The organism is Candidatus Melainabacteria bacterium, assembly GCA_003963305.1.
Taxonomy (GTDB): Bacteria; Cyanobacteriota; Vampirovibrionia; order Obscuribacterales; family Obscuribacteraceae; genus PALSA-1081.
Genome location: RXJR01000015.1, coordinates 80,057 through 104,237 on the forward strand (window position 1 = coordinate 80,057; position 24,181 = coordinate 104,237).

Here is a 24,181-nt window from a genome sequence, read left to right on the forward strand (position 1 = left end):
GAACTGGACAAGCGAAAAAGACCTTGCGGCCACGCTCAGTTTTTTGAATTTAGTAAGTGCTTCCAAACCCAGGAAAAGCCCTGAGAATGATAACTCTAGCGGAATGACCACCCGCTGTCAAGTTGAAACAATACATCCAGCAGATGCAAAATCATTGCTGGGCGTCCATAATGTATGAATCTGATGAAATGGTTCCTGAAAGCACGCTTGAGTACCAATGCAGACGCCCCTGGATAAACAGTCCCGCCCAATGAAACTGCTTGCCGCAGTTGATCTGCACGATTTGGCGCTGCGAAATTCAAGCTTGCCAGGGTCGAGTGGATACTTGCCTCAACACGGCATCATTAATGTCTTTGTCAGTCATTACATCGAGCAATGTCAATCGAAGGACAGGACGTGTTTCAAGATAATCTGGACACATGGGAATGCGCTCGCACCACATGTGACACCAACAGGCGAGGAGACAACAGCCGCTTCATCACAGCCGACTCCTCGGATTATGACTGGAATCTCCAATCTCTCAATCACCACAGATACTCACCCCCGCATCGAAGAGGCGAAGGCAATCTGCGCGTTTTCCTCGAACGGCATAACATATAACGAAGCAAGAGCAAATGATGACTGTTATTCGCATCTTATCGCCCAGGCACACAAATGGCGTCTACTCCTGCGCATCAGTGATGAGCAAACCGATTATCTAATCTTGATTCACGAGGATGACCCGGCTCAAGAGCAGTTAGAAAAAGCATGGCTCGTGCGTTTTAAAAGGGAATAGCTAAATTGGAAACGGCGACCGAACCCGCGGAACACTCATAATGCATAACACCCGTCAAATTCTCTCTGCCACTCTTCTAGCGTGTCTGCTCGGCTTTGCGCCTGCCGCACACGCAGACGCAGCGCTGAATGAGGGCATCGCTTGCTACAACAAACACGACTACAAGAAAGCAATTGAATTGCTCACCAGGTCTGCAAATGCCAATCCTGGGCTTCCCACGCCGCTCTATTACCAGGCTCTAGCCTACTCGCAGCTTGGTGATGCGCAGAAAGCGAAATATTTGTACTCAGTCATCGCCCGCAAATTCCCGGAGTCTGAGGAAGCTAAAAATGCAAACATCTATCTAGCTAGAGTCAACAATGTTGGTGCGGCTACGACAGCCGGAGCGGCGACCTCCAGCCAGGCGGCGCAGCGCTCCAGAGCCTCCACAGCTGCAACTGCGCCCATGGGCGACATGACCACTTTCGCCGCTGCCAACGCAACCAGCGAAGATCTGAGCAAGTTGCCTGATACAGGCAGTGTGCCGTTTACACGAGGTTCAGGCGGACACTTGTTCGTTGACACACAAATAAACGGGCGCACTGTAAAAATGATGTTTGATACCGGTGCCTCTACCTGCTTGATCGGCAAAAATCAGTTAGAAGCAGCCGGAGTGATGGACAATGTGATCAAAGGACAGCACACCCAGATGGGCGGTGTCGGGAGTGCTACCAACTCTGCCGCTCCGATGATCGTTGACTTGCGAGTCGCCGGTATCCAACGACGCATGCCTATCATGGTGCAAGACAGGTTCGATCTGCCACCACTGCTGGGGCAGACTTTCTATAACGGCTATCAGTACGACATCGATAACCAGGCGGGCGTCATTCGCTTCACAAAGAAAAGCGCCGCTCGCAACAACATGGGTTACGACGCTATCGAAATTCCTTTCCAAACAGTAGGCAACAATCTCGTCGTTACAGCCCAGATAAATGGTCACCAGTGCCCCATGTATTTCGACACTGGCGCAGCAATGAATTGCTTCGCTATGCAGACGTTCCTGGCGATGGGGCTATCTATTCCTTCTGATGCTTCGATGGCTATGGTAGGTGGCGTGGGCGGTTCTGCACCAGCGTACAGTTTCAATGTCAGATCGATGAAACTGGGTTCCATGGAAAAGAACAACATTCCAGTCTACGTTATGCTCTCAGGCGGACCACCGCTGCCGCTTCTTGGCCAGCCCTTCCTGCATGATCGACGCTTCGTCATCGACAACGACAAAAAAGTGATTCGATTTTCTAGATAGTTCTACTTACCGTCCGGCTCCACTCGAAACTGGTCCGGTCGGAATTTGTCCCTTTTGATAGTCAGGGTTGGTCATCAGCTCTTGTCCCACGTCTCTCCACTGGGGCAAAATATGACCAGATTGGCCCGAGAAGAACTGCTGATAGGTTTCGCCGGGCGCCATGTAACCCATTACTTGCGCGGTATTAGGATTTCTGACCTGCACCCAGTCGGGACCGATGGGATATTGCGGATTGCCTTCGGGCGCATTAGCCGGGTTTTGCGGATTGCCTGCCGCATCCATCTGAGCGCCGGGACCACCCAGTCTCGGGTTGCCGCCGTTGTGCCCAGCTTGACTCCACTCTGCTCCGAGGAACTCATCATTGCCCCAGGCAGATGGCAAATAGCTGCCGTGCCCTGTCGTCAAACCTGCATCACGTCTATCGAAAATGCCGCTGTTGATGCGGTTCTCATACACAAACTCGGAAAACGGAGGCGGTCCTTCATGACCTTCATCTCCATAGATATTTTCAGCTTGACCTGCAGCCTGCCTGACAAAACTGTCGGTGCTGGTAGGAGGCAATCCCTTGCTATTTAGTTGTGCCATGGCCGGCGTCACAAGCGCCACAGTCAGACAGAGGCAGAAGAGAAGCTTGGCAGGCAATGTCTTATTCATTTGCACCTTCGCAGGAAATTAGAATGACACCATGTCTGGTGATTCGTACCGCCAACCTGAAAAGCCAGGTTGCAGATACAGCTCAACGGTCAACTAATAAACTGAAAAGGCTGGTAATTGTTGAGCGTATATATATTGAAGGAAAAACCATTAAATGTCAAGTGAGAATGCCATTTTACGGGCACTACGCCGCCCAGGCGTCACATGATACCCTGAGGTTGCCGCACCAGGGAATCAGGAATTTCAATGAACATCGTCGTGGTCAATTCTGGCTCCAGCAGCCTAAAAATGTCCATGTTTCAGACAAATGACGGTTCTGTGCCTCAACAGACAGCCTGGGACCACGAACAAGACCTCGACTGGCAAACAGAGAGCGCCAGCGAAATCGATCATAAAATTGAATCGACGCTGTCTGAGATCTGGAGCGGCACAAACCAAGTTTTACGAGGTCCGGAGGAAGTCGGCTTCGTCGGGCACCGCATTGTTCACGGTGGTTCACTTTATTCATCGCCCGTAGAGTTAAAGCCCGCGGTCGTACAAAACCTCGAGCAGTTGAACGAATTTGCGCCTTTGCACAATCCAATCAACCTCAAAGCGCTGCACTCCGTGCAGAGAATTCTGCCGAAAGCAAGGCACATAGCAGTTTTTGACACTGCCTTTCACGCCACCTTACCAGAGGAAGCGGCTGTCTATCCAGGTCCCTATTCCTGGTACAAAGACCTGAAGATCAAAAAATACGGATTCCACGGGATCAGCCACAAGTATTGCAGTGAAAAGGCTGCCGCTATCCTGGGACGCAAAGATCTGCGCCTCGTCTCCTGTCACCTCGGTGGTGGATGTTCACTGGCCGCAGTACTGAACGGAATCAGCGTCGAGACCACTATGGGCTTCACGCCTCTGGACGGCTTGATGATGCGCTCGCGCAGCGGCGCCGTGGACCCAGGCATACTGATCTATCTATTGAAAAACCACAAGTATTCAGTCGAGGACCTCGATCATGTCCTCAACAAAGAGTCGGGAATGAAAGGCATCTTCGAAAAGTCAGCCGACTTGAGAGACATCGTCAAAGCGCTAGGTGAGGGCGATATCCGCGCGCAATTGACTTTTGATATGTTCACGCACCGGCTGGCTGCCAGTGTAGCCGCCATGGTGCCGGCATTGGGCGGAATTGACACGCTCCTTTTCACAGGCGGAATTGGCGAACACAGTGCTCAGGTGCGCGCCGCCGTCTGTGAGAAACTCTCATTTTTCAACCTGCACCTGAACGCCGTGCTCAACGAAAAACATCCTGCCGATGTCGACATATCTTCAGCAAATTCGGCGGTGCGAATTCTAGTTGTGAAAGCCAGAGAAGATTGGCAAATTGCCAGCGAATGTGCGGCATTCTCATAAATCGTCTTTTCAAAACTAAAAAAGTGCACGATCTTTTTCGGTAATCAATTTCTGAGAAATTAAAGCCACCCTTTGGTCACAACTTCCTCCTAAATTAAAGTCATGGACTGGCGAACGAACGAGGAGAAATCGCATGAGCGTGATGCTTCCAGCATTTTTTGGACAACAAGCAGCAGTTACCAAATATGAGCTTTCCGACTTCGCTGGAGAAAACTCGACTCGTCTGGTCGATGGCACTCAGATGAAGCTGAATGATGATGGTCGTGTCAGTCAAATTCAGTATGCCAGTGGTGCGACAGTGCGCCGTCATCAGAGTTATGTGCTCGTGCGCTCAAGCAATTCCAGTTACTGGTTCGGCGATGCCAACGGTCGCTGGTACCCGATCGACTAATACAGCACAGATACGAATAAAGGTTTAAGCACCGAATGTGGTGCGACTACTGGAACAGATCCTTGCGCAGCTTGCGTGGATTTTGCCAGCCCATTTCGTCAAGGGCAGTGTCGAAATCGACGCGACTGCGACTGCAGTAGTTCAAAGCGATGATGCATTGTTCCAACTTCAAGAAGCCTTCTCGAATCATGGGCAGACAAATCACGGCCGCATCAAAGGTCTGTTTATCGAGCTTTCCAGCCGCCTGCAAAAGTTGAGCGATATCACCGCCGACTTTTGACCGTGTGGCAGCAGCAGCGTTCAAATCGCTTTGCGTTAACAAACCGGCTTTCACCAGCAAATCGAACGCGGCCTTCGCCTGCGCTCCACTATGTGGTCGTACTTCGTTCGGCTTTTTCTTTTGCACTTCAGGCAATACGACCGAATCAAAATCAGTCAGATACTCACCGATTGCCTGTCCCTTCGAGTGAAACTTGAAAAGCCCCTTAGCTGCTTGTTCAGGCGTACAAAGTCCCTCTTCGACCAGAGTTTGAAGTTTCAAAGCCGCATCGAGTGTCAGTTCAGAGATCAATGTTGATTCCAGAAGCAGCTTCCCAAGCTGAATTTTGGCTCGTTTGGAGACAAGATTGTAGTCAACCGGCAGCTTAGCAGTAGGAGCGCTACCGCCAGCTAAAGACGAAGATTCCTGGGGAGCCTGAGGCGGAGGAGCCTGTGGGGGAGCGCCGGCAGGAGGATAAATTTGCCCCGGAGGATACGAGGTGCCCGGTGGTTGCTGCTGCGGGTAGTTGGCAGGTGGCTGACCTTGAGGCGGGTATGGCCAACCAGGTGGTGGCATCGCCGGATAGGGCTGACCCGGGTAGTAAGGCGGATAGCCATATTGAGCAGCCATATTCGGGTCCATAGGCGGATAAGCCATGTTCGGGTCCATCGGAGGATAGCCCGGCATCGGATACATCGGAGGATAGTAGCCAGGTGGAGGCATCTGCGGCGCGACCGGCTCCGGAGGTGGCGGCGGCGGTGGCGGCGGTGGTGGAGGGGGTGGCGGCGGCTCAGCAGCTGCCTTGGGAATAGGGTCACCCATCGTCGACATACAGACAACGTCATACATTATCGGAATATCGCCCGGAGCATACGGATTAGCCCAGTGCAACTTGGATTCTTGACCATACTGCTCATAAAGCGACCAGATCGGACCGTCGCCGTTAGACTGCCATTCGACGCCCAATATCCACAACTGCATGGGCTTATTGCCCTGCCACGGCAATTCGACCAGGCATCCGCGACGCCCTTTAGCTTCATTGAGCTGGGCTTCTACGGTATAGAGGGAAGGCAGCTTAGACTCGATATCGAGTCTCAAACGGTTAGTATTTCTTTGCTCAGGCTTCGGTTTGTACATGGGCGGCTCGTTTGACTCCGGTTATTTTATTCCCGGAGAACTGACACAGTAGCATCATCGCATATTAACGTTGACACAGTTTCGCTCAACATTGCCAAGATGATCGTAAAATATGGCTGTCCAATAATATCTTGCCCGCAACTGGTATGTGCAAACGCAGCCCGGTTGGCGCACAACTGCCACATCATGAGGGAATTATGACCAGTCATCTGCTCGTTTGCAGTCAGCTACCAGACGACGAGAACGGCGTTATCACAAGAGTAACCGCCGAAAGTGCAGGCTGGGAATTTCTCAACATGGAGGCGCGTCGCCTCGGTAAAGGCCAGACATGGAAACATCAGACCGACAGCAACGAACTTGTGCTGGTCATACTAGGAGGACGTATAAATGTACGTTCGAATCGCGGTGACTGGCTAAACATCGGGCGAAGAGCAAACGTATTCGACGGTATGCCAAACGCTCTTTATCTGCCGCGGGAGACTGAATTTGAGGTGCAGTCTCTGACTGAACATACTGAAATTGCGGCAGCCTGGACGGCGACCGACCAGGAGCATCCGGCACGACTGATTACTGCAGACCAGTCCAAAATCGAAATTCGAGGCGGTGGCAACGCCACCAGGCAGATAAACAGCATCATTGAGCCCGGGTTCGATTGTCATCGTCTTGTCTGCGTCGAAGTGTATACGCCAGGCGGCAACTGGAGCAGTTATCCGCCTCACAAACATGACGTTCATAAGGAAGAGCAAGGAAAGCTACTGGAAGCAGATCTCGAAGAGATTTACTTCTACAAGTTCAATCGTCCAGAAGCTTTTGCTTATCAAAGAGTCTATACAGACGACCGTTCACTCGATGAATCGATTGCGGCATCGAACAATGACATTGTGTTGATACCAGAAGGTTATCATCCAGTTTCTGCGGCTTATGGCTACGATTGCTACTACCTGAACTTTCTAGCGGGCTCAGCACAGTCGCTTGCTGCTACTGATGATCCGGCGCATGCCTGGACACGAGAGACCTGGCACGCAAGAGATCCACGTCTGCCCCTCGTCACACATGCGATGGAAGAGATGGTCCTCTCATGAGCGATAGAAAATACGATTTGATCTGCATGGGTCGCAGTTCCATCGACCTTTACTCAAACGACAGTGGTGCCGAGTTCAAGCACATCACAAGCTTTTCAAGCTTCGTGGGAGGCTGCCCGACTAACATTGCCGTGGGCACCCGCAGGTTGGGATTGAAAACACTTCTGCTCACGGCTGTAGGCGAAGATCCGGTCGGCGACTTCATACTCAACTTTTTGCAAAACGAAGATGTGGAAAGCAAGTTCATTCCACGCAAAAGCGGCTTCAGAAGCAGCGCCGTTCTACTTGGAATAGAACCCCCAGACAAATTTCCGCTCGTTTTCTACCGGGAAAACTGTGCTGATTTCCAATTGACTATGGACGACGTTGACGCGGTGCCAATAGAGGAAGCGAGAGCAATCCTTGTTTCAGGCACAGGTTTGAGCCGAGAACCGAGCCGCAGCGCCACAATCTACGCTGTGGAAAAAGCACGCGCGGCTAAAGTCACTGTTTTCCTCGATCTGGATTTTCGTGCAGACCAGTGGACAAACGGTCCATCCGCCGACATCCGCGCCTACGGAGTGACTGTGCGCAGTATCTTGAACCATGTCGATTTTGTAATTGGCACCCAGGAAGAAATTAAAGCCTCGATGCTGAAAGACAAATCATTCGTGCAAGTCAAAGATTCAAAGATCTCGGCACCAGAAGTGTCAGGTAATGTCGAAGACGGCATCGAGGCGCTTTTGAAAACCGGACTTAAAGCGGTAATCGAAAAGAGAGGCGCCGCAGGTGCAATCGTTCACTTGCCGGGCGGAAAGAGCGAGACTGCTCAACCGTTCAAAGTTGACATATGCAACGTTCTCGGTGCAGGCGATGCCTTCGCCAGTGGTTTCATATATGGTTACTTGAAAGGTTGGAATTGGGCAAAATGCGTGCGCATGGGCAACGCCGTCGGTGCCATCGTGGTAACACGACAGGGTTGCGCAAACTTCATGCCGAGCGAAACTGAAGCTCTCGACTTTGTCAGTTTGCATGGTGGCTTTACAAAGGAATCAGCTGGGGTCCCACGATGAAAAAAACATTGAGTGAACATATCAAGGAAATTACAAGACAACGTATCGAAACACCTGATCTGGGTCGAGTGTTAGCCGAGAAGCGCTTGCGGCGAGAATCGCTGACAACGGATGGACGCCTCAACATCGTGGCAGCAGACCACCCGGCCAGGCGTGTAGTGCAAGCTGGAAGCAATCCGCTGGCTATGGCTGATCGAGCCGATTACTTGCGCCGAATCAGTGAAATCCTCATCGCCGATGCCGCTGACGGTGTCATGGCGACAATGGATGTGCTGGAAGAACTGCTGATACTTTCACATCTGATCGAACAGAGCGGCGGAAAGTCTTTCATCGACAATAAAGTTCTGATCGCCAGCCTCAACCGCGGAGGACTGGCACGAAGCGCATGGGAACTCGACGACCCTGTCACTGGAGCAAATCCACGCACCTGCGCAGATTGGAACCTGGATGGTGCCAAGATGCTACTGCGCATCGACGACGAAGATCCAAACTCTTTAAAGACAATCACTTATTGCACCGAAGCAATTAACCATCTTCTCTATCTCAACCTGCCGATGTTCCTGGAGCCACTGCCTGTAGTGCGCGAAAAGAGCGGACTCCTCAAAGTCAAGAAAGATGCAGAGTCACTGGCAACCATTGTTGGAGTCGCATCTGCACTGGGTGAATCAAGCAGCCGCTTGTGGCTCAAACTGCCATACTGCGACAATTTCCAAATAGTAGCCCAGAGCACCACACTGCCGATTCTGTTATTGGGCGGCGAATCGCAAGACGAGAAGGTTGTGCTGAAAGGAATTAAAGCAGCTCTGGCAGACCATCCTAATGTCTGCGGCACCATGATCGGGCGCAACATTCTCTACTCCAACCAGCGCTCACACGTCAGCATGGCGGAAGAAATCAATGGGCTCGTACACGATCAGATCATCATCATAACTTGAGAGGGAATTGCCGTGAAAACAGTGAAGTTGACCATGGCTCAGGCGCTGGTAAAGTTCATCAAGAACCAATATGTGTGCCGCGACGGCTCTTCACAGCCATTCTTTGCCGGCTGCTTCGGAATTTTCGGACATGGCAATCTGGCCGGAATAGGGCAGGCGCTGCAAGAGCATGAAGACTTCACCTACTACCAGAGTCGCAATGAGCAAGCGATGGTTCACGCGGCAGTAGCCTATGCTCGCACAAAAAACCGGCTACAAACTATCGCCTGCACAACATCAATAGGTCCCGGTGCGACAAATATGGTAACAGGTGCAGCACTTGCCACCATCAACAGGTTGCCCGTTCTTTTGTTACCCGGTGATATATTTGCCCGTCGCGACGTGGCGCCGGTACTGCAGCAGCTTGAATCTGAACACTCTCAAGATATTTCAGTAAATGACTGTTTCAAACCAGTCTCCAGATACTGGGACAGAATCAACCGCCCCGAACAGCTGCTTACAGCTTTGCCGGAAGCGATGCGCGTCCTCACCTCGCCTGCCGAGACGGGTGCTGTCACGCTCTGCTTGCCGCAAGATGTTCAAGCCGAAGCATATGACTATCCGGAAAGTTTTTTTGAGAAACGCACCTGGCATGTAACAAGACTGAGGGCAGACACTGATTCGATTCAGACAGCAGCCGATCTTATCAACTCGAGCAAGCAACCCTTGATCATTGCCGGTGGTGGCACCATCTACAGCGGCGCGTCTGACGTGCTGGCAGAGCTGTCCAAAGTCGCCGGCATTCCTGTAGTTGAAACTCAAGCGGGCAAAGGCTCGCTCCACTATGAACATCCGATGGCACTTGGCGCAATCGGTGTCACAGGAACTAAGGGAGCTAATATTCTCGCCAGAGAAGCCGACTTGATTATCGGCGTTGGCACCAGATATAGTGACTTCACTACAGCCTCCAAGTCGGCGTTTCAAAATGACGATGTAAAATTCATCAACATCAACGTCACCGATTTCGACTCGCACAAGCACAACGCGCTGGCTCTGGTGGGAGACGCGCGCGTCACTCTGGAAGAACTATTACCGCTCGTTCAAAAGGGACAACGAGAAAAATACATTCAAAGTGTGCATGAATATCGCAACGAATGGAACAACATCGTCGAATCCATTTACAATCCCCCTGACCAGCCCGCCGACTCACCAATCAGTCAGGGTGAGGTAATTGGAGTACTGAACGAACTTTCCGCACCGGAAGATGTTGTCGTCTGTGCCGCCGGTAGTTTGCCTGGCGACCTGCACAAGCTGTGGCGCTGCCGAGACGTAAAAGGCTATCACGTCGAGTATGGCTATTCTTGCATGGGTTATGAAATTGCAGGCGGACTCGGCATCAAAATGGCCGCGCCGGAGCGTCAGGTATTCGTCATGGTCGGCGACGGGTCATACCTTATGATGGCGCAAGAGATCACGACGGCTGTGCAAGAAGGCGTAAAACTGACGATCGTGCTGCTGGACAATCACGGGTTCGGAAGCATCGGCAGTCTTTCGAAATCGTTGGGTAGCGGTGGATTTGGCACAGCATACAGATATAGAGACGAGCATGGACAGCTCAATGGGGAGTTCCTGCCTATAGATTTTGCCGCTAACGCAGCCAGTCTCGGCGCCTCCATCTGGAAAGCTAATAACAGAAAAGAACTTATTCTGGCTATCAATCAAACAAAACATCATCCCGGTGTATCAATGATCGTCGTATCTATAACGAGCGACAAGAAAGTGCCAGGCTATGAGACGTGGTGGGACGTACCGGTGGCGGAGACGTCGACTATGGCGGCTGTTCAAGACGCACGCACAAGTTATGAGCGGCAGCGAAAAAAACAGGTGGCATACTACCAGCCAAGCAAAAAAACAAAAGTCGAGCCAGGCAAATTGAAAGAGGCAGCAGTCAAATGAAAAAGATAAAAGTGGCAAATGCACCTTGTTCCTGGGGTGTTTTAGAATTCGAACTCGACCAGAAGCCCCACACGTTCGATCGGGTTCTGGACGAAATGGCGCAAGCAGGTTACGCAGGCACCGAACTTGGTGACTGGGGCTTCATGCCTACCGATGCTCTAGAATTGCAAAATGAGCTCTCCAGGCGTAATCTCAGCATGCTTGCCGCCTTCGTGCCGGTTGCGCTTGCTCAACAATCGGCTCACCAGGAAGGCATAGAGACAGCTGTCAAAACAGCCCGTCTGTTAGCGCGTGTCAGTCCTCATCCCTTCATCGTGCTCTCCGATAATAACGGCACGAACGATACGAGAACCAGGATGGCTGGACGCATTACTGAACAGCAACAGTTGACTGAGTCACAATGGAAAACATTCACGTCAGGAGCTGAAGCGGTGGCACGTGCGGTGCTCGAGGAAACCGGCGTCAAGACGGTGTTCCATCATCACTGCGCCGGGTTTATTGAAACACCGGCTGAAATCGAAAGATTTTTGCAGAGCACAAATCCCTTGCTGATCGGGCTGTGCCTTGACACCGGTCACTATACTTTTGGTGGTGGCGATGCTCTTGCCGGTTATAGAAAGCACGCAGATCGCGTCTGGCATGTCCACTTCAAAGATTGCCAGAGCGAGCTGGCGAAAGAATCGAGAGAGGACGGCTGGGATTATTTCGAGTCTGTCCGCAGAGGCATTTTCTGCGAATTAGGCAAAGGAACGGTTGATTTTGCCGGGCTAACGAGAGAGCTGGTCGACCGAGGATACGGCGGCTGGATCGTCGTCGAGCAAGATGTGCTTCCAGGCATGGGAACACCGCTCGAAAGCGCCATCCGTAACCGATCATTTTTGGAGAGCATCGGCATTTAAATTCAAGCCTCGGATCAAACGAACGCATCGAAGACACGCACCCGCATTTGAGGAAAAAATTGTGAATAGAAACAAGCAACTCAGAGTCGCTGTCATCGGCGCCGGTCGCATCGGACGAGTACATGCACAGCACTTAACAAACCGCATTGCCCGGGCCAGACTGATTGCCATTGCAGACACCCATGAACCAAGCGCGAGGAAGCTTGCAGACGAGCTGAATATTGACGCAGTTTATTCCGACCACAAGAAAATGTTCGAGAAAGAAGAACTTGATGCGGTTCTAATTTGCTCCTCGACAGATACACATTCTCAAATCATCCAGGACGCTGCCGCTGCAGGGCTTCACATCTTTTGCGAAAAGCCCATTGACCATGAGGTGAGCAAAATAGATAGAGCCCTCAAAGCTGTGCAACAAGCTGGAGTCAAGCTGCAAATCGGATTCAACCGCCGCTTCGACCCTAACTTTCGACAAGTTCATGCGGTCGTAAAAGCAGGACAGATAGGAATACCTCACATCATTCGGATCACAAGCCGCGACCCCGCACCACCGCCGATTGAGTACATCAAAGTCTCGGGCGGCATGTTCATGGATATGACCATCCATGATTTCGATATGGCTCGCTTTCTTGCCGGGTCCGAAGTAACCAAAGTGTTCGCCACAGGTGGCGTCAGAGTCGACCCACGCATCGGTGAGGCAGGCGACATAGATACAGCCGTCGTCACCCTCGAGTTCGAAAACGGCGCCATAGCGACAATCGACAACAGCCGTCAGGCCGCGTATGGCTATGACCAGCGAGTTGAGGTTTTCGGTTCGGAGGGTGCAGTCGCTGCCGACAACAATACGCCCCATCGAACCGTTAAGTCCGACAAAACGGGAGTTCACACACCGCTGCCGCTTAATTTTTTCATGGACCGGTACATTGACTCCTATCTCTGTGAAATTAATGAATTCGTGCAAGCCGTTTTAGACGACGCCGACGTGCCTGTATCCGGCGCCGATGGAAGGATGCCGGTGTTGATCGCACAGGCGGCAAAGCAGTCTCTGAGGGAGGAAAGGGCTATTGCGCTTTCTGAAATTGCCGCTAAGATTTCCAAGTAGAGGGTATAAAGCCTGAGTAGCCACGCATTCGAGGTCAGCGAATTTGACCGCCGGAAAAAATCGCAATCCTCGTAATGCTCAGGGGCACGGCTCTTTGGACGATTTACTGTGGTTGCACAAGGCCAGTGCGCCCACCACAGTCGAGCACGTCGAGTCTCTCGAGCAGGAAACGCTCGACTCAGAAGCTTTCGCACGTATCTTCATTCAGACTTATCCCCGCCTGGACCCGAAAAACCAGGGGCTGACCAAAGAGCACCTGAGCAAACTGATTATGCGTCCAGACGCCTTCAGCCATGATGAGTACGTCATGCTCGTCATGTTAGCCAAGTATTTCGACACAATTGCCAACCTGGTCGATGATGAACCAGGCCCGCAGACCATGATCACGCCCATGGACAGGGAAGTGCTGTGTCAGTTTATCGTCCATGGCAAGTTGAGCCTGGCTGAACTGCACCGCTGGCGACTTCTTTGCCAGGCTCCAAAGGAAGAGCCATTCGAAGGTCCACCGCTAAGCGGCGCTTGAGCGGCAGTTCGCGCAGCCCAATTTTGCACCACATGCGACACCACAAACAGGACACTAGACCTGATGATGTTTCTGACAATCTGGTGAGCACATGTGGTGTCCATCAGCTTCAGCAATAGATTTTTCGACGCTTTTCTCCTTCAATGCGTTCTCTTCATCATGTGCTTTGCCGACAGGCGTTGATGGCTTACCATCGGGATGCAAGTAGTCGATATCCTTTTCTTCTTTAGTGGTTGACATAGTCATTTCTCCGTGAGACGAATCTGGGACGCAACAAGCGCTACCAGAGTTCCCGCTCAGTCAGGAAATGCGCCGGATTTGTACTTTACGCTTATACTTAAGATTGACCATACGGCGCAGTCCGAGATCCGAGGCCACATATGGACGAGACAAGAGTTCTGGTCGTTGAAGATGACAAAAGCAATCAAATAGTTTTTTCCACACTATTGAAGAACATGGGTCTCGACTTCGACCTGGCTGAGACAGGCCGACAAGCAGTGCAGGCGGTAAGAGAGCGTACTTATTCGATTATCCTGATGGATATTCGAATGCCGGAGTTAGATGGGCTGGAAGCCACAAAAACAATACGTTCGTTGGGTTCGGTCAACGGCAAACAAATCCCCATCGTTGCCGTCACCGCGCAGGCTATGGATGGCGACAAAGAACGCTGTATCTGGGCCGGGATGAGCGATTATCTCTCCAAGCCGTTCACGCGCGAAGAGCTTGAAAAAACAATTCGACATTGGCTTGGACCCAGCGAGCCATAGATGATTGAAAGACAGGTGAGATGGAAAGACAGGCGAGATGGCTAACTCTCAGGATGACGGGCGGCGACAGCAGCCTCTGAGAGCAGGCGATATTCCTCCGCTGATGAAAGCTCCAGCGGTGCGCTCTTGACGCGCTTGTAAACGTTCGAACAATTATCACAACGATAAAAAGTAATGTACGAATAAGTCTGGGGACCGCCGTCAGCATGCACTTTGAGCGTTTCGAGTGAATTCAGCTTGCGTCGTTTACAGCTGGGACACTTGTCACGCAATATATTCGGGAGCAGTGGAGTGATCAAGATCACTGCAAAAACAATGAACCAATGCCAATCTTTCATGTGCTTGTTGTCATCCCTTTAGACCGCAACTCTGCTGCAGTAATTTTTCGCTTGCAGATATGATATCAGGAGAACTCTGCAGTTCCGCGCCTGGTAACAAAATGAAGACACGAACAAATCAAACTTTTCCCTCAACACTTAAAGGGCTCTGGTAAAAACCGTCTGACAATGATGAGATGCCAGAGTCAGCCATGCAATAACAACTGTGCAAATCGACTCACTGTTGAGCCAGCGCTGCTGCACTTCAACACCACATGCGGTGCATGACTTCAACTCAAATCTTCATGCCAACCGGTTACTCAACTGTTCCAGGTTCAAAACACCATGGGAGGTTCCAACATCGTAACAGGCACACTTTTTAACTCTTTGGTAGCAAAATGTTGTTCTTCTCGAAATATTAGACGTAGAATATATCTTGGAGCTTAATCGCGGAACGAGAATGGAAAAACCAGCAATCCTAGTAGTCGAAGATCACGTCATCGAACAAAAACTGCTCTTCCTCCTGGCCAAGAAGTACGGGTACGATGTACAAATCGTTTCAAGCTCAGAAGAAGCACTGAGCGAGATAGAGAAAGGTCGTCCGTTCGCTTTGATTTTGATGGACTGGAAACTGCCCGGCAGCGATGGGCTGACGTGCACCCAGCGAATACGCGAGCTGGAGCGCGACAAAGGTTACCATACGCCCATTGTCGCCATTACCGGTCGGGCCATGGACGGCGACAAGAAAAAGTGCCTCGGTGCTGGTATGGATGACTACATGAGCAAACCATTTACTGCTGAAGAGTTCAGAGAAATGATCTGCAGATGGATTCCCGATGGTGGCGGCAAGCACGCCTCGCACTGAGCAAGCGCACCGAGAAGGCGAACTGTTCCACTGAGCTATCCGCCATGCCCTTGCTATGCGCTCTTAGCCAGCGAAACCATAGCGGACTTGAGCGTATAGACGACATTGTGGGTCACATCCTGCTCCGGCAGCAAATCTGTCTGCACCAGAGACAGTGACAAGTTATCCAGGTCGCTTAAGCTCGACTCGTACAGAGCAAGAACGCCGTTTTCGATATTTTCGAAGAACATCAAAATTCGCGATGAAATATCATCAGCTGCACCGTTGAAAATGAAGTCCAGTGGTGGACGGCGCGAAAGTCTCTCGACTGGCTTGCCGGCAAGCTCACGCAGACGCTTCTTCAGCTTCTGAGCGCGCTTGGAATGAGCGATGTGGAGTTCCTCTAGTTCCGCCTTGATGTCCAGGTTCGGTTGCCTCTGAACAACCTGTCTGTAAGCTTCTGCCGCTGTCATTTCTTCCATTAATAGTGAATTCAAAACGCTTATCACGGCTTCAGTCATCAAAAGCACCTCGTAGGAACTGGTGTTGAAGACTATTGAGCCTGAGCAAAGTTCCCAAATTCGAGTCGAGTCAGCCGTTCTGCACTTCCACATCGAAGCGATCAGACGGCAGGAACAGATCGTCACAGCCCCCGTCTAGAGAACGTTCCCCGATCAAGTGGTGCCATTATGCCTAGAGCGATTTGGAGCGGAGTAATTAGCTTTGGACTTGTAAGCATTCCGGTTAAGCTGTACACGGCGACGGAAAGCAAGAGTCTGTCATTTCACCAGCTTCACGAAAAATGCAAGACCCGCATAAAGGAACAACGCTGGTGCCCTCACTGCGACAAGCAAGTAGACTACGATGAAATCGTCAAGGGCTTCGAGTACAGCAAGGGTGATTACGTTGTGGTGACCAGGGACGATCTGGAAGAGTTGCCACTGCCAAGCAAGAACATCATCAACATTAGTGCATTTATTAAGGCAGAAGAGATTGATCCTCTTTATTTCAACGGCAGTTACTATCTCGAACCGGAAAAACTTGCCCAAAAGCCCTGCGCCCTGTTCATGCACGCCATGGAGGAGAAGGGAATGGTGGCGATAGGTACTCTGGCACTTCGCAACAAAGAACGGCTGTGCTCGCTCAGGGTGTTGGGCGGCAACCTCCTTGTAGAGATGTTGCTCTATCCCGACGAAATAAGAGTAGACATGGACAAAAAATTGCCGGCAGCAAAATTGAGCAAACAAGAACTCTCTATGGCTTCTAGCTTGATTGATATGATGACACAAGATTTCCAGCCGGACGATTACGAGGACCACTACAGAGAGGCGCTACAGGCGCTAATCAAAGCCAAAATCGATGGCGATGAGACAATCGAGCAGCCGGAAGAAACCAAACCAACGCGCGTTGTGGATTTGATGGAAGCGTTACGCGCCAGCGTCGAGAATGCAAAATCAAGTCGGTCGAAGAAATCGCCTCAAGCCGAAGAAGAAAAAGTGCTCAAATCAATTAAGCGCCAAACAGCAAGCAAGAAATCAGCAGATAAACAAGCACCTGCGAGAAAAGGCAGGCGCTCGACAGGATCTAAGCCTTCAGTAAAGAAGAAAGCTCCGGAGAAGAAAAGAGGAGCTGCATAAATCGACCACCACATACGGTGATAAGCAGCTCCCTTGAAGACGCTATCCTTTTAGCTCATCGCTACTTTTCTGAGTGATACCCTGGCACGTTGATTGAACGACATAGGCATTTTCACAAGTGCCGGTGGGGCGATTCTATTGAGTGTACGCCTGGCTCTGTGTGCGACATAACAGTTCTCATCGGCGGCCAGCAACTGCAGTAATTCTTCACTCAAGTTGTGGTTTTCGGCCATTGAAAAGCGAACATCTGCATGCTCATCGTTGACCAGTATATTCAAAATCTCAACTGGTGTATTGATGTTTTCTGCCACAGCGATGCGAACGGCTGGTGATGCGTGTCCGGCTAGCCGCGCCAGTGTAGAAGGTGCGGCGTTAGGATTCTCGGCGATACGCTCAGCAAAAACCGAGCTATCGACACTGGCCAACACGTCCAAAACAGCAGGACTTGTCTGCGGATTTTTGGCAATCATCCAACAAACTTTTGCGGCCAAATGATCTGACTCAGACACTTTAGATTGATCTGCATTATCGTCTGTCAACTCAACCAGACGCGCCCAAATCAACCTTCTCAGCAACAACTCTATATGTTCGGGCCAATCCCACTCCAGAAGATAGCTGTACGGAAAAGTGTCAGAGTCTGTTTCGGAATGTAGTATAACTGAATGCATTGTTTTAGCTCCCTCCCGCTCAACGCGGGTTCGTACGCCTGTTCCCGTTATATCACGAATTATTGACGCGAATCGGCTGCTGGTGCTGGATTCGGTCATATTCATCTATGGAAAACCCCATGTACAGACGCACGTCTACCAGCCTGTAGTACGGAAACAATGACGGGATGAGGCACTGCAAGTTCCCGAGTCTAATTTCCGCTTGCTTCGAAACTATGGATTCCCAAGCGAAGGCAAAGCGGAGATCAATGTTCAGTACAACGTTTCGGTCCTACAACTCTACGCGCATACTCAGGCAATCATTCCACACTCGGATCTGAGTGAACTTAATATCCGAAAAGATATTTCTACAAAAGTTGCAACGAATTTTTAGATCTTGCGTCACTAGGTCACCGACTAAAAGTCGAAGTGATCAGTTAATTACAACGGCCCTTCAACTGAAGGATACTGGAGGATAAATGGCGCAAACAGTTATCGGTTTAACAACCACCATCGACCAAGCTGAATTATTGGTAGACAGACTGAAAACAGCCGGCTTTAGCAGCAACGACATATCAGTGCTATTGCCAGACAGAGAAGGTGCGCAAGATTTTGCTCACAAGAACACGACCAAGGCTCCTGAAGGCGCCACCACTGGTGCATCTACCGGCGGCGTGATTGGTGGAGCACTGGGTTGGTTGGCTGGTATTGGCGCGCTGGCGATACCCGGACTGGGCGCTTTCGTGGCGGCCGGACCAATCATGGCAGCGCTCAGCGGAGCCGCAGTCGGAGCCACCGTCGGCGGCGCAGCTGGTGCTCTCATCGGCTTGGGTATCCCCGAATATGAGGCAAAAATGTACGAAGGCAAAATTCGCGAAGGAAATATCCTCATAGCGGCACACAGCGACAGTAAAGATTTGCTGAAAGCAGCCGAGGAGATCTTTAAAGACCTGGGTGCAAAAGATGTTCATCGCACATCAGAAGCCAAAGTCGAAAAGAGATAGTCGCAGGTCAGCGATTCGAACTTCGAACAAGCTGGGACTGCGATTCAATTCAGGCTGTAATTTCGAAAAAGAAGAGGGCTGCTTACGCAGCCCTCTCCTTCTTACACTCGATTGATGTCAACGTGCCGCTGTGCTTGGAGCAGCTACCGTATTTTCAGGTTCGGTAGCGACCGACTGCACTGATGTCACCACATGCGGTATCTCAAATCGGTCATTCTTCAATTTTGGCATAAGAATTGCCGGCATAGAGAATGAGATGAAGGATTGAAAGCAATTCATCCAGGTCTTGGCTCGCATCATGCGCATCCCTTCCACAACCTTACGAACAGTTGATTCGAGTTGCAGAAGATTGGCTACATATACAATTTGAGCTTCCGGTTTCACACGCTTGAAGTGATCTTTTACTTCTTGCGATACGCCGGCAGTAGAGACCACAAATGCCAACTTCGGTCTCTGCAAAGCTATTCTCGTGCCGAGAGAATAGGCATCACTCAAACCATATTCACTATCTTTGAGTTCGAAGAGAACAAGCGTGCCGTCTATATCTACAATAAATTCGACGTGATCAGAACCTTCCTCGGTGTGCAAAATTATCCGATCTGACGTTACGCCCAGACTATTGAGTAGCCTGACAACAGTAGCGGTCATCCAATAGTTGCTGTCCAGCATACTCTGTAAGGACTCATCGGCAGCCAGCAGACCTTCGATGGGCTCAGAAGCGATATTTTTTCCGCACGAGCACAAAACACCGAGCGCGCCCATTTGCTCAATAGTTTCGCGGCTTTCCACCCTGTTTACGTGTGCACCGGTTTTGGAGCACATGACTACATATTCTTGATGAACCAGATCGGCTTGCAATAGCTGATCGACATATTTGATCAACTCGCTTGCGTTCTCGGCCTTCTGCTTGAGCAACTCCTTAGCCAGGATTACACCCGAGCGGCGCACCAGCTGAGCGGTATCGCGGATGGCAGCATTTTCGAGAGCCTTGGCTGCTTTCAGGTCTTTCTCGCCAATCTTGGAAGCTAAATGATACGACTCATCGTGAGCCCCAACAATATCGTTGAACTGCTTGCTCTGCACAACATCGTTCGTCCAGACAATATCTACATTTTTCTCTTCGAAAGCTTTTGCCACCGCATCAGAGAATTCAAGTAAACTTCCTGTCTCATCGGGGTCGCCGATGAATCCGATGCGCAGCCTGCTGACGGTGTCTGGAGTAGGCTTCTGTTCTGTGCCTTTAGTGTAGTAGTCAACCATGGTAACGAACAGCAGTCCGGCTCCATCTTCACTGAAAAACACTTCGCCTCGAATCTCGGGCGTTTTTGTGGTGCCTTTGTGGCTCTCGAGACCGAAATCATATCCCAACTTTTCGAGGCTCATGAGTTTGCGCCGACCGAACTCACATTCCTTCTCCAGATCTTCGAGTTCGTCATCCTCTCCTGAGAGCGCTTCGTCACCGTTGCCACCAAAAGCCTGCGAAAAATTTTGCGCTGCTTTCCGCATCAGTGGTTCATAGCCGAGCCGCTCAAGACGGTCGATCAGGTTTTCAAAACTATCCGGAGAGTAGCTGAATGTCGCCGATCGGCTGTCAATAAAAAGATTCATGACCTATTCCCTCTTAAATCGTCGCTGATAGATTTGTTCCCCAACTGCACACTTACTATGCCGAAATCTGCGAGATTAATAGAAAGTTTCCGGCGACCGATAACGATTATTCCCATTGACAACCACCCGTTTGGAACCGAGTAGCAGTGGTTTCCGTCGCAGCAAAGGTGAATGGAGGAATGGGAAATGAACGCCAATAGTTTGAAAGGATGCCTGGCCATAGCTTTGACTGTCGCACTGCAACCTCTTTGTTTTGCCGACGACGCCGTCAGCACAACAACAGTCAAGACCGAAGGACCGCCAGTAGTGCTGGACAGTTACATGAAGCCCACGGTTGTGCAGACAAAAGAGACTACCGATGCCAACGGCAATGTAGAGAAATCGGTCGCGCCGATTATTCAAGAACGACATGAGCACGTCATGTTGCCTTCGAGCGAAACAACTACCACTATGACTGAGCACACGGGCACGAGCCAGACAGTCAAAACCGAGGCTACCGCAGTTGCGAGAAGCACCTTCCGCAGTGCCCCGCGGCGCAAGGTCGCGCACCGTGTACGACACCACCGCCGTGCTTGCGTAGCAGCTAAGCCGAAAAGTGTTGCCGTTGCTCAAAAGACGGTCGTAGAAAAAAAGGTTATCGAACCGACTGTGATTCAACGCCAGGATACGACTGTTGAAAAAGCAACTGTCATCGAACGCAAAGATCCAGCCTTGAACAACCAGTAAATTCACCGTTTAATAAAGCGCGAAACTGCCTCCCTGACTACAGTTGGGGAGGATCGCCGCGCCTTGCGGAACATGAGCTCCTGCCAACCGTCAATACTCTTGTAAGTGAGGATGGGAAGATGAGCGAACTGGATTCGGTCAATTTTTGCGTGGGCGCTTCTGCCGGTATCAAATATGGTGCCGAATATGCAGACGTGGGGAACACTTCTGAGCTTCTGGACAACGAATTGGTGGATAATTCGAGCCTGATGCACGACTTTGAGTCTGTGCCCCGGGAGCAAGACGAATTGCTGGCGGACGTATGTGCCGACGGGGTCTGTCCGACTAATTGGAAGCCCGAACGTCCGCAGGCTGCGTGAACAAGTAAGGGCATAGCAGTAGAAACTTAGAACAGAAGAACAACTCCAGAACAACGAGTCTCTGGAAGACAACGAGTCTCTGATTGCCACAGGTGCAAACCTTCACCAGGCTTTCAGGGGCTCTTTAATATTTATAAGCCATAGCCCAGACGGATAAGAAATGCCGTGCCACGCAGTACTTGGAGTATTTTGCGCATAAATTGCCAGGCTCCTCGCCAACCTCCAACCTCTTGATAATTGTTGAAAATGACACGCTGTTGCCACGGAGATGAGTTATATTCAGATCATAGGGAAGAGAATAATGTTGCAACACGAGCGGCCAGACCTGAAAGAGCAGCTTGAACAGCGTATTGCGGAACTCGAAAACGAGCTCCGTATGCTGGAAAGCGACATCGAATATGCACCTGCATCCACTGAAAGCAACATAGGCACAGAGTATCGCAGCAGTCTGGAACGTTTCCTCGCCGCCGACTCCATCGCTATAATCCGCGCCAGCCTGGCCGGCGCCATACTGGATGTGAACCAGGCCTTCACTGACATGCTCGGATACACCAGAGAGGAAGCCCTGTCGGGTGCCTTGCAGTGGACAGAAATCACTCCACCGGAGTGGATACCACACGACGAACTGGCTAAAGAGCAGATTTTGCAAACAGGCAATGCCGCACCTTATGAAAAAGAACTTGTCCATAAAGACGGGCACAAAGTGCCGGTGATGCTGGCTGTTGGCGGCGCTGACCCAAACGGAGAAGACTGCTTCTGTCTGTTTGTCGACATGTCGGAGCAGAAGCGCAAAGAAGCCGAGCTCAAGTTGACCGAAGCGCAATTCAGGTTACTGGCGGAATCTATCCCGCAAATGGTGTTCACAGTCGGTGCAGACGGCACAACAGACTATTTCAACAAGCGTTGGGGCGAACTGACCGGTTTTCAACCAACACGAGGATTTGAGAAAACGTGGCACGAACTATGCCACCCAGACGACGTTCAGCGCGTGCAAGAGCACTGGGACGTTGCCCAGGCCAACAAAAGCGTCGTCGAAATTGAATCGAGATACAAACGAAAAGACGGCACTTTCGCATGGGCGATGCAACGAGCTTATCCTCTCATTGCTGAAGACGGCAGCATTGCGAAGTGGTTCGGCACTCTCACCGACATAGACGATCAGAAACGAGCCGAAGAAGAGATAAGAGCCAGCGAAGTCCGCTTTCGCACACTGGCTGACGCCATTCCACAAATTGTCTGGACGGCCGACGCGAGCGGGCAAATCGACTTCTTCAATAACCGCTGGTTTGAATATACCGGTCTGACCATTGAGCAAAGCCTGGATGACGGTTGGAAGCTTTTGATCCACCCGGACGACCTGCCGCTGTATGTCAAAGAATGGGAGAACGCCATCGAAACAGGCGACACCTACGAGGTAAATTTCAGACTGCGTCGAGCCGTTGGGGTAAAGAACGGCTCAAAGAATCAATACAGACGGCATTTGGGCCGCGCTGTTGCCTTAAGGGGCAAAAATGGGCAAGTAACTAAATGGTTCGCCACGTGGACTGAGATCGAACATCAAGGGACGAACGAATAGCCATGACGGCCAGCGACACATCGGCAAGATCCTCCGAACTGCTTTTGCTGCGGGCGAAGATTTTTGAATTGGAAACGCGGGTTGAGCGCGCCAAGCTGCAAAGAAAACTGAAAAGCACCGGCTTTAAAGATTTTACCGATCTGGATCGGCTGCGGCGCTTCGTTGACTCCAACATCGTGGCAATCCATCGGGCAGATATATACGGAAATATAACTGAAGCAAACGACGCAACCGTGAAGTTGCTGGGCTACAGCAAAGATGAACTGTATTCGGGCCGAGTGAAGTGGACTGATTTCACCCCTCCCGAATATCTGCACATGGATGATAAAGCGATAGTCCAGCTGCGCACCACAGGACGAACACCGTTCTACCGAAAAGAATACATTCGCAGCGACGGCACCAGAATTCCAGCGCTGGTGCAAGTGACCGCCATCAACAGCGAAGCAACAGACTGCTTCACAGTCGTCTTCGACCTGACTGAAATGGAAAAATTGGAGCGACAGCTAAGGGAGAGCGAGAACCAATTTCGTTTATTGGCTGAAGCGATACCGCACATCGTCTGGATGTGCGATCCATCCGGAAAAATCGCCTACGCAAATCAAAGATGGTTTGACTTCACTGGACTCTCAACTGAAGATCACGAACGGAAATGGCTTTCCGTGCTTCATCCTGACGATAGACGACTTTGCCTGGAAGAAGCGGAACGAGCATTTCGCACCGACACAACTTTCAACATGGAAATCAGATATCGTGCTGCAAATGGTTCATACGTGTGGCACCTGGTGCGAGCTCAGACAATAACTGATCCGCGAACCGGAGAAAAAATCTGGTTCGGCACAAGCACAGATATTGACGATAAAAAACGAGCCGCAGAAGAAATCAAAGAGAGCGAAATGAGATATCGCATGCTCGCCGATGCGATACCACAGATAGTGTTCACAGCAGATGCAGCCGGCGAGATCGATTTTTTCAATGACAGATGGTTTGAATACACCGGATTGTCGCTGGCACAGAGCCAGAACAATGGCTGGCAATTACTGATTCACCCTGACGATCTTGATAAGTACATGGCTGAATGGAACCGCTCTCTTGCAACCGGAGACAGCCACGAAATCGAATTCAGATTGCGCCGCGCAGTAGGTGTGAAGACGATGAAAAACCACGCCTATCGCTCCCACCTCGCCCGGGCAGTAGCCTTACGAGGTACGGACGGTGAAGTGATTAAGTGGTTCGCCACCTGGACAGAAATTGAAGGTACTAAGTAAGACCGGGTCTACC

Annotated in this window: 26 protein-coding genes; 19 read left to right on the forward strand and 7 right to left on the reverse strand. The window is 51.0% G+C overall.

The features are described from left to right. Nucleotides 1-217 precede the first annotated feature (217 nt). Together EKK48_15410 and EKK48_15415 are read left to right on the forward strand one after the other, a co-directional pair. The gene (locus tag EKK48_15410) at nt 218-775 is read left to right on the forward strand and encodes a DUF1963 domain-containing protein (protein ID RTL40647.1); all 558 of its coding nucleotides are present in this window, start codon (nt 218-220) and stop codon (nt 773-775) included. Nucleotides 776-815: 40 nt separating this feature from the next. Next, entirely contained in the window at nt 816-2,060 is a 1,245-nt protein-coding gene (locus EKK48_15415; GenBank protein ID RTL40648.1) for a hypothetical protein, read from the forward strand. Between the two features lie 6 nt (nt 2,061-2,066). On the opposite strand, the gene EKK48_15420 is transcribed toward EKK48_15415, so the two are convergent. After that, a complete protein-coding gene (locus EKK48_15420; protein ID RTL40649.1) occupies nt 2,067-2,714 on the reverse strand; it encodes a hypothetical protein in 648 nt (215 codons plus the stop codon). A 246-nt stretch (nt 2,715-2,960) separates the two neighbouring features. On the opposite strand from EKK48_15420, the gene EKK48_15425 reads away from it, so the two are divergent. After that, nucleotides 2,961-4,106, forward strand: a complete 1,146-nt coding sequence (locus EKK48_15425; GenBank protein ID RTL40650.1) for an acetate/propionate family kinase — start codon at nt 2,961-2,963, stop codon at nt 4,104-4,106. Nucleotides 4,107-4,239: 133 nt separating this feature from the next. Beyond that, on the forward strand, nt 4,240-4,497 hold the full coding sequence (locus EKK48_15430; protein RTL40651.1) for a hypothetical protein: 258 nt from the start codon (nt 4,240-4,242) through the stop codon (nt 4,495-4,497). A gap of 46 nt (nt 4,498-4,543) precedes the next feature. On the opposite strand, the gene EKK48_15435 is transcribed toward EKK48_15430, so the two are convergent. Then, the gene (locus EKK48_15435; protein ID RTL40652.1) at nt 4,544-5,893 is read right to left on the reverse strand and encodes a hypothetical protein; all 1,350 of its coding nucleotides are present in this window, start codon (nt 5,891-5,893) and stop codon (nt 4,544-4,546) included. 197 nt (nt 5,894-6,090) lie between these two features. On the opposite strand from EKK48_15435, the gene iolB reads away from it, so the two are divergent. Genes iolB through EKK48_15470 form a run of 7 tightly spaced genes read left to right on the forward strand, consistent with a single transcriptional unit; the run spans nt 6,091 to nt 13,418 of the window. Beyond that, nucleotides 6,091-6,975 carry a 5-deoxy-glucuronate isomerase gene (iolB, locus tag EKK48_15440; protein RTL40653.1) on the forward strand — a complete coding sequence of 295 codons (885 nt, stop codon included), beginning with the start codon at nt 6,091-6,093 and terminating at the stop codon, nt 6,973-6,975. Then, nucleotides 6,972-8,027 (forward strand): 5-dehydro-2-deoxygluconokinase, encoded by a 1,056-nt coding sequence (gene iolC / locus EKK48_15445; protein ID RTL40654.1) that lies wholly within the window; start codon nt 6,972-6,974, stop codon nt 8,025-8,027. Before iolB ends, iolC begins: the two co-directional genes overlap by 4 nt. After that, nucleotides 8,024-8,962 carry an aldolase gene (locus EKK48_15450; GenBank protein RTL40655.1) on the forward strand — a complete coding sequence of 313 codons (939 nt, stop codon included), beginning with the start codon at nt 8,024-8,026 and terminating at the stop codon, nt 8,960-8,962. The genes iolC and EKK48_15450 overlap by 4 nt, the downstream gene beginning before the upstream one ends. A gap of 33 nt (nt 8,963-8,995) precedes the next feature. Continuing rightward, on the forward strand, nt 8,996-10,897 hold the full coding sequence (gene iolD / locus EKK48_15455) for a 3D-(3,5/4)-trihydroxycyclohexane-1,2-dione acylhydrolase (decyclizing) (protein ID RTL40818.1): 1,902 nt from the start codon (nt 8,996-8,998) through the stop codon (nt 10,895-10,897). Beyond that, entirely contained in the window at nt 10,894-11,796 is a 903-nt protein-coding gene (locus EKK48_15460) for a xylose isomerase (protein ID RTL40656.1), read from the forward strand. Before iolD ends, EKK48_15460 begins: the two co-directional genes overlap by 4 nt. Further along, entirely contained in the window at nt 11,720-12,895 is a 1,176-nt protein-coding gene (iolG, locus tag EKK48_15465; GenBank protein RTL40657.1) for an inositol 2-dehydrogenase, read from the forward strand. The genes EKK48_15460 and iolG overlap by 77 nt, the downstream gene beginning before the upstream one ends. A gap of 43 nt (nt 12,896-12,938) precedes the next feature. After that, entirely contained in the window at nt 12,939-13,418 is a 480-nt protein-coding gene (locus EKK48_15470; protein RTL40658.1) for a hypothetical protein, read from the forward strand. Between the two features lie 54 nt (nt 13,419-13,472). On the opposite strand, the gene EKK48_15475 is transcribed toward EKK48_15470, so the two are convergent. Then, nucleotides 13,473-13,658: a hypothetical protein gene (locus EKK48_15475; protein ID RTL40659.1), complete on the reverse strand. Its 186-nt coding sequence runs from the start codon at nt 13,656-13,658 to the stop codon at nt 13,473-13,475. 140 nt (nt 13,659-13,798) lie between these two features. On the opposite strand from EKK48_15475, the gene EKK48_15480 reads away from it, so the two are divergent. Next, nucleotides 13,799-14,185, forward strand: a complete 387-nt coding sequence (locus EKK48_15480) for a response regulator (protein RTL40660.1) — start codon at nt 13,799-13,801, stop codon at nt 14,183-14,185. 41 nt (nt 14,186-14,226) lie between these two features. Here the strand turns inward: EKK48_15480 and EKK48_15485 are convergent, their stop codons facing one another. After that, complete coding sequence (locus tag EKK48_15485) at nt 14,227-14,523, reverse strand: hypothetical protein (GenBank protein RTL40661.1); 297 nt, start codon at nt 14,521-14,523, stop codon at nt 14,227-14,229. A 439-nt stretch (nt 14,524-14,962) separates the two neighbouring features. Between EKK48_15485 and EKK48_15490 the strand changes: the two genes are divergently transcribed. Beyond that, nucleotides 14,963-15,367, forward strand: coding sequence for a response regulator (locus EKK48_15490; protein ID RTL40662.1), 405 nt, complete (start codon nt 14,963-14,965; stop codon nt 15,365-15,367). A 53-nt stretch (nt 15,368-15,420) separates the two neighbouring features. Here EKK48_15490 and EKK48_15495 read toward each other — a convergent pair whose 3' ends face one another. Beyond that, nucleotides 15,421-15,867, reverse strand: coding sequence for a ferritin-like domain-containing protein (locus EKK48_15495; protein RTL40663.1), 447 nt, complete (start codon nt 15,865-15,867; stop codon nt 15,421-15,423). Nucleotides 15,868-16,035: 168 nt separating this feature from the next. On the opposite strand from EKK48_15495, the gene EKK48_15500 reads away from it, so the two are divergent. Further along, nucleotides 16,036-16,983: a Ku protein gene (locus EKK48_15500; GenBank protein RTL40664.1), complete on the forward strand. Its 948-nt coding sequence runs from the start codon at nt 16,036-16,038 to the stop codon at nt 16,981-16,983. 50 nt (nt 16,984-17,033) lie between these two features. Here the strand turns inward: EKK48_15500 and EKK48_15505 are convergent, their stop codons facing one another. Continuing rightward, nucleotides 17,034-17,651 carry a hypothetical protein gene (locus tag EKK48_15505; protein RTL40665.1) on the reverse strand — a complete coding sequence of 206 codons (618 nt, stop codon included), beginning with the start codon at nt 17,649-17,651 and terminating at the stop codon, nt 17,034-17,036. 458 nt (nt 17,652-18,109) lie between these two features. Between EKK48_15505 and EKK48_15510 the strand changes: the two genes are divergently transcribed. Beyond that, on the forward strand, nt 18,110-18,634 hold the full coding sequence (locus EKK48_15510; GenBank protein RTL40666.1) for a hypothetical protein: 525 nt from the start codon (nt 18,110-18,112) through the stop codon (nt 18,632-18,634). Between the two features lie 117 nt (nt 18,635-18,751). On the opposite strand, the gene EKK48_15515 is transcribed toward EKK48_15510, so the two are convergent. After that, nucleotides 18,752-20,242, reverse strand: coding sequence for a hypothetical protein (locus EKK48_15515; GenBank protein RTL40667.1), 1,491 nt, complete (start codon nt 20,240-20,242; stop codon nt 18,752-18,754). A gap of 186 nt (nt 20,243-20,428) precedes the next feature. On the opposite strand from EKK48_15515, the gene EKK48_15520 reads away from it, so the two are divergent. The 4 genes from EKK48_15520 (at nt 20,429) to EKK48_15535 (ending at nt 24,168) form a co-directional block, all read left to right on the forward strand. After that, nucleotides 20,429-20,968, forward strand: coding sequence for a hypothetical protein (locus EKK48_15520; protein ID RTL40668.1), 540 nt, complete (start codon nt 20,429-20,431; stop codon nt 20,966-20,968). A 119-nt stretch (nt 20,969-21,087) separates the two neighbouring features. Next, nucleotides 21,088-21,327 carry a hypothetical protein gene (locus EKK48_15525; GenBank protein RTL40669.1) on the forward strand — a complete coding sequence of 80 codons (240 nt, stop codon included), beginning with the start codon at nt 21,088-21,090 and terminating at the stop codon, nt 21,325-21,327. A gap of 268 nt (nt 21,328-21,595) precedes the next feature. Further along, nucleotides 21,596-22,903: a PAS domain S-box protein gene (locus tag EKK48_15530; GenBank protein ID RTL40670.1), complete on the forward strand. Its 1,308-nt coding sequence runs from the start codon at nt 21,596-21,598 to the stop codon at nt 22,901-22,903. A gap of 2 nt (nt 22,904-22,905) precedes the next feature. After that, nucleotides 22,906-24,168, forward strand: coding sequence for a PAS domain S-box protein (locus tag EKK48_15535; GenBank protein ID RTL40671.1), 1,263 nt, complete (start codon nt 22,906-22,908; stop codon nt 24,166-24,168). The last annotated feature ends 13 nt before the right edge of the window (nt 24,169-24,181 follow it).